Genomic DNA, 5,471 nt, shown 5'->3' with positions numbered 1-5,471 from the left:
ATGCTGCCACTGACCACCTGGGGAATGATCAGACCCCGTGTGTCCTGGCTCGCCAGATACCGGTTGACGCGTTCCACCAGTTCGTCGCGGACCGCTTCAGGAAAAGCGCCGTCGATTACCACGCCTTCAAAATCGATGACTGCGCAGACCGACAGGGCTGCCTTCGCCAGTTCCTGAGCAGTCTCCCCCAGCCAGGGGTCGACATAGCGGGAAAGGCTGCGCCAGTCCTGTGGTTCGTCCCAGAGGACCCGCGGATTTATCCCTGCCTCAGCAAGACGTGCTTCCAGCAGGTGAACCGAGGCCACATCGACAAGCTGACGGCTCTCACCAAGCGGGCCGGTACTGCGAATGGCACCGAGGGCACCGGCATTGCCCTGATTGCCCTGGAAAACAGTATCATTCAGCACGATGCCCCCGCCAACAAACGAGCCCACAAAGAAATACGCGTAGTCTGAAAACCCGTTTTCTCGTCCGAAAAGATGCTCCGCCCGGCAGGCTGCAGTGGCATCGTTGCCAACATAAACCGGCAGATCGGAAAACGCCGAGATCTCACTGCGGAGGTTCACGTCTTTCAATCCGATGTCGTCACGCGCGGGATTGCCGGCAAGTTTGTGCCACTTCCACAGATCAAAAGGCGTAGCGATACCGATGCCGCACAGCCTCTGACGTTGCGTTGCAGTCATCCCTGTTGTCAGCTCAGCGGTGCCCTCGCGCAGAAAGGTAAAAATATTCTCCGGCACCGGGTACTCATAGGCTTTTTTCAGCTGCGCGCGGACCTTTCCGGCGAAATCCAGCACCAGCAGATCCGCACTGCGCCTTCCAATTTTGAGGCCAAAGGCGAAAATACCGTCCGGGTCGAGCTGCATCGGGATCGACGGTTTACCAACTTTGCCGCGCACCGGGTCGCCCCGTCTGAGCAAACCGTCTTTCTCAAGCTTGCGCAGAATCACGGATACCGTCTGAGGTGAGAGACCGGCCTGTCTGGCCATATCACTGCCCGCCATACCGCCCGACCGCTGCAACATTGACATCAGCAGGCGTTCATTATGGTTGCGCACCCCGCTCTGGTTTACGCCTCCGAGTTTCCGGACGATGTCACCGCCATCCAATTGTAGATCCGCATGGCTCATGCCTGACAGTAAAGACCAGGACCGATTAATAAATCAAGTTTATTTATTTATTGACAGCAACCCATGAATCGGTCTTTTTAAAGGTCATCCGGACTGTGGAGGCAGACCGGGCACGTGCCCTGCCGGGCACGCTGAATGAAATAAAAATCCGGGAGGACATCATGAAAAAACTTATCGCAGGTACAGCACTTGCTCTGATTGCTCAGGCAGGAACGGCAATGGCCGATGGCCACAGCGTATCCGCATGCCTGATCACAAAAACCGACACCAACCCCTTCTTTGTGAAGATGCGTGAAGGTGCATCGGCCAAAGCCGAAGAGCTCGGCATCACGCTGAACAGCTATGCGGGTAAGGTGGACGGGGATCACGAAACTCAGGTGGCCGCGATTGAAACCTGCATTGCCAACGGCGCCAAGGGCATTCTGCTGACCGCCTCTGACACCTCCTCGATCGTGCCGGCAGTGCAGCAGGCACGTGATGCAGGTTTGCTGGTCATAGCCCTCGACACACCTCTTGAGCCCATCGATTCCGCCGATATGACTTTTGCGACGGACAACTTCCTGGCCGGTGAGCTGATCGGCAAATGGGCCGCGGCCTCTTTGGGCGATGCAGCCGCTGATGCGCGGATCGGCATGCTCGATCTGGCTGTGAGCCAGCCCTCGGTCGGTGTCCTTCGCGACCAGGGCTTCATGACGGGCTTTGGCATCGACATCAAAGATCCCAGCCGCTGGGGCGATGAGGACGACCCGCGCATTGTGGGTCATGACGTCACCGCCGGCAACGAAGAGGGTGGCCGCAAGGCGATGGAAAACCTGCTCGCACAGGACCCCACCATCAACGTGGTCTACACCATCAACGAGCCTGCCGCAGCCGGCGCCTATCAGGCTCTGAAATCGATCGGTCGTGAAAATGACGTGCTGATCGTCTCAGTCGACGGTGGCTGCCCCGGTGTGCAGAACATCAAAGACGGTGTGATCGGCGCAACCTCGCAGCAATATCCGCTTTTGATGGCGTCAAAGGGTATCGAAGCGATCGCGGCCTGGGCCAAAGACGGCACCAAGCCCGAAGCCTCAGAGGGCAAAGCCTTCTTTGATACCGGCGTGGCCCTGGTCACCGACCAGCCGGCCGACGGGGTCGATTCAATCGATACCGATGAAGGCATGGACCTCTGCTGGGGCTGATCAGGCTCCGCTGAGTAAAAAGACGGGCGGGCCAAACAAGGCCCGTCCGATCCGGAACAGGGGGGAAAGCTTGTGTCCACATCGGACGACTACGAAAAAACCGTCTCAACAGCCGCCTCGGATGTCGCGGCCTTTGATGATCCGCACAAAGGCTTTGTGGGTCGTTTTCATCACGCGCTGCACACCACTCCGGCACTCGTGCCGCTCATCGTGCTGCTGGCCTCGATCCTCGTCTTTGGCCTCGCTCTCGGGTCAAAGTTTTTCTCACCCTTTGCACTGACCCTCATTCTCCAGCAGGTACAGATCGTGGGTATCGTTGCCGCGGCGCAGTCGCTGGTAATCCTGACCGCCGGCATCGACCTCAGCGTCGGCGCGATCGCGGTCATCTCCTCGGTTGTGATGGGGCAGTTTACGTTCCGCTACGGCGTGCCTGTCGAGATAGCTGTCGCCTGTGGACTGATGTTCGGCACCGCCATTGGTGCCCTGAACGGCTGGCTCGTCGCCGCCATGAAGCTGCCACCCTTTATCGTGACGCTCGGCATGTGGCAGATCGTGCTCGCCGCCAACTTCCTCTATTCTCAGAACGAGACGATCCGCGCCCAGGAAATCGCCGAACAGGCGCCCATCCTGCAACTGCTCGGGGCCAAGTTTCAGATCGGCGGTGCGGTCTTTACCGTGGGCGTCATCATGATGATCGCTATTGTTCTTATCCTCGCGTTTATTCTGAAACACACAGCATGGGGTCGGCACGTCTATGCGGTCGGCGACGATGCAGAGGCCGCGGAGCTTTCCGGTGTGAACGTCAGAATGACGCTGATATCCGTCTACGCGGTCGCCGGGTTTATCTGTGCCATCGCCGGCTGGGCGCTGATCGGACGGATCGGTTCGGTCTCGCCTACCTCAGGGCAACTCCTGAACATCGAAAGTATCACCGCCGTGGTGATCGGAGGCATCTCGCTCTTTGGCGGGCGCGGGTCGATCCTCGGCACATTCTTCGGCGCACTGATCGTGGGTGTCTTCACCCTCGGGCTGCGTCTGATGGGCGCGGATGCGCAATGGACATATCTGCTCATCGGCGTGCTGATTATTGCGGCTGTTGCCGTTGACCAGTGGATCAGAAAGGTTGCTGCATAATGGAACCGATTTTAAAGGGCCGCGGACTGGTCAAACGCTATGGCAAAGTCACCGCACTCGACCGCTGCGATTTTGACCTGATGCCGGGCGAAATACTCGCTGTCATCGGCGACAACGGTGCCGGCAAAAGCTCTCTGATTAAAGCTGTCTCAGGCGCTGTTGTCCCTGATGCGGGCACCGTCGAACTGGAGGGAAAAGAGGTTCGCTTCACCTCTCCCATTCAGGCGCGCGAAGCCGGCATCGAGACCGTCTACCAGACGCTTGCCATGTCCCCTGCCCTGTCGATCGCTGACAATATGTTCATGGGGCGCGAGATCCGCAAGGAGGGCTGGCGCGGCAAATTTCTGCGCCAGCTTGACCGTCAGACAATGGAAAAGCTCGCGCGTGACAAACTCTCGGAGCTTGGCCTGATGACCATTCAGAACATCAACCAGGCGGTTGAGACCCTTTCCGGTGGTCAGCGTCAGGGCGTCGCCGTGGCCCGTGCCGCGGCTTTCGGATCCAAGGTGATCATTCTTGATGAGCCCACCGCTGCCCTCGGGGTCAAGGAAAGCCGCAAGGTGCTTGAGCTCATTCTCGATGTGAAATCACGCGGCATTCCGATCATTCTGATCAGTCACAATATGCCCCATGTGTTTGAGGTCGCAGACCGCATCCATGTGCACCGGCTGGGAAAACGTCTCTGCGTTATCGACCCCAAAGACTATACGATGTCGGATGCTGTGGCCTTCATGACCGGTGCCAAAGAACCCCCGGAAGCGCAGGCTGCGTAATGACACCAGAGCAAACGGCGCAGTCGGTCTGTGACCGGGTGCTGGCGGCCCCGCGCAAGGGTCGCCGCCGCCTTGTGGCGCTGGCCGGCGCCCCCGCCAGCGGCAAGACAACGCTGGCGCACAGCCTCGGTGACGCGCTGAACGATAAGGGATGTGCAGCCCAGGTGGTGCCGATGGACGGCTTTCACCTGCACAACCAGATCCTGCTCGACCGCGACACTCTCAACCGCAAAGGTGCTCCGCATACATTCGATGCCGCAGGGTTCGTGCATCTCGTCTCGCGTCTGCCGGATGAGGAAGAAGTATTTTATCCGCTCTTTGATCGCACCCGCGATATTTCCATTGCGTGTGCAGGCCGTGTGGGTCCGGACTGTGACACCGTAGTTCTCGAAGGCAATTACCTGCTGCTTGATGCTCCGGTCTGGCGCGATCTGAACAGGTACTGGGATTTGTCGGTGCGTCTCGATGTGCCCATTGAAGTGCTGCAAAACAGGCTGGTGCAACGCTGGCTGGATCACGGGCTCTCCCGTGAACGCGCCGAAGAACGTGCGGCCCGGAACGATCTGGCCAATGCCCGGACGGTGCAGGAAAAATCCCTGCCCGCCGATATCGTGCTGACCGGCTGACGCAGCCCGGGGCAAGGCTCTTCCGGCGCAGGGCGTTGGCACCTATACTGGGGCCAGCATCCCATCAGAGGACCCCCGGCACATATGCCACAGACACAGGCACCCTCGTCTGACACCGGCTTTAATATTGTGGTCGTCGCCCAGTCGGGCAGGCTCTCCTATGAGGCGCTGCTATTTGCGGCGTCGCTCAGGCACACCGCCCCGGGGTTTACCGGAAGGCTGCTGGTAGCAGAGCCGCAGCCCGGCCCGCTCTGGCCCGATGATCCACGGATCGGCGATGACGCGATCCTCAGCGCACTTGCGGATCTTGGCGCTGAGATCCTGCCCTTTGAAAACCGGCATTTCGGAGCCTCTTATCCGTACGGCAACAAGATTGAGATGCTGCGCGCGCTGCCCGCCGGCGAGCCGTTTGTATTTTTCGACACTGACACGCTGATCACCGGGGACATCACCCGCGTACCGTTTGATTTCGACCGGCCCACGGCCTCCCTGCGGCGCGAGGGCACCTGGCCTGATCCGCCGCTTTACGGTCCCGGATACACCGGCATCTGGAAATCGCTCTATGACAAATTCGGGCTCGATTTTGAAAGCTCGCTCGATCCCGGCTACCCGGATGAATACTGGCGA

Annotated in this window: 5 protein-coding genes and 1 pseudogene; 5 read left to right on the top strand and 1 reads right to left on the bottom strand. The window is 59.4% G+C overall.

Annotated elements, in window-relative coordinates; all coding sequences use genetic code 11:
• Positions 1 to 1,109 (bottom strand): ROK family transcriptional regulator (locus Q0M35_RS17085; RefSeq protein ID WP_295317469.1); only part of this gene is annotated, 1,109 nt, incomplete at its 3' end.
• Between the two features lie 182 nt (positions 1,110 to 1,291).
• Between Q0M35_RS17085 and Q0M35_RS17080 the strand changes: the two genes are divergently transcribed.
• From Q0M35_RS17080 to Q0M35_RS17060, 5 genes and pseudogenes are all read left to right on the top strand, one after another.
• The gene (locus Q0M35_RS17080) at positions 1,292 to 2,311 is read left to right on the top strand and encodes a sugar ABC transporter substrate-binding protein (protein ID WP_295317468.1); all 1,020 of its coding nucleotides are present in this window, start codon (positions 1,292 to 1,294) and stop codon (positions 2,309 to 2,311) included.
• Positions 2,312 to 2,383: 72 nt separating this feature from the next.
• Positions 2,384 to 3,445 carry an ABC transporter permease gene (locus tag Q0M35_RS17075; protein WP_295317467.1) on the top strand — a complete coding sequence of 354 codons (1,062 nt, stop codon included), beginning with the start codon at positions 2,384 to 2,386 and terminating at the stop codon, positions 3,443 to 3,445.
• Positions 3,445 to 4,218, top strand: a complete 774-nt coding sequence (locus tag Q0M35_RS17070; protein WP_169639935.1) for an ATP-binding cassette domain-containing protein — start codon at positions 3,445 to 3,447, stop codon at positions 4,216 to 4,218. The genes Q0M35_RS17075 and Q0M35_RS17070 overlap by 1 nt, the downstream gene beginning before the upstream one ends.
• Complete coding sequence (locus tag Q0M35_RS17065) at positions 4,218 to 4,844, top strand: nucleoside/nucleotide kinase family protein (protein WP_295317466.1); 627 nt, start codon at positions 4,218 to 4,220, stop codon at positions 4,842 to 4,844. The genes Q0M35_RS17070 and Q0M35_RS17065 overlap by 1 nt, the downstream gene beginning before the upstream one ends.
• Positions 4,845 to 4,928: 84 nt before the next feature.
• Positions 4,929 to 5,471: pseudogene (locus tag Q0M35_RS17060) on the top strand (hypothetical protein); the annotation flags it as partial.

Origin of the sequence: Roseobacter sp. (assembly GCF_024639605.1) — a bacterium.
GTDB lineage: Bacteria > Pseudomonadota > Alphaproteobacteria > Rhodobacterales > Rhodobacteraceae > Roseobacter.
The sequence above is the reverse complement of the archived record's forward strand: the minus strand, read 5'-3'. Positions and strand labels throughout refer to the sequence as shown.

Coding starts and splice junctions, on each gene's coding strand:
- Q0M35_RS17080 (WP_295317468.1), top strand. CDS start 1,292: ATGAAAAAACTTATCGCAGGTACAGCACTTGCTCTGATTGCTCAGGCA.
- Q0M35_RS17065 (WP_295317466.1), top strand. CDS start 4,218: ATGACACCAGAGCAAACGGCGCAGTCGGTCTGTGACCGGGTGCTGGCG.
- Q0M35_RS17070 (WP_169639935.1), top strand. CDS start 3,445: ATGGAACCGATTTTAAAGGGCCGCGGACTGGTCAAACGCTATGGCAAA.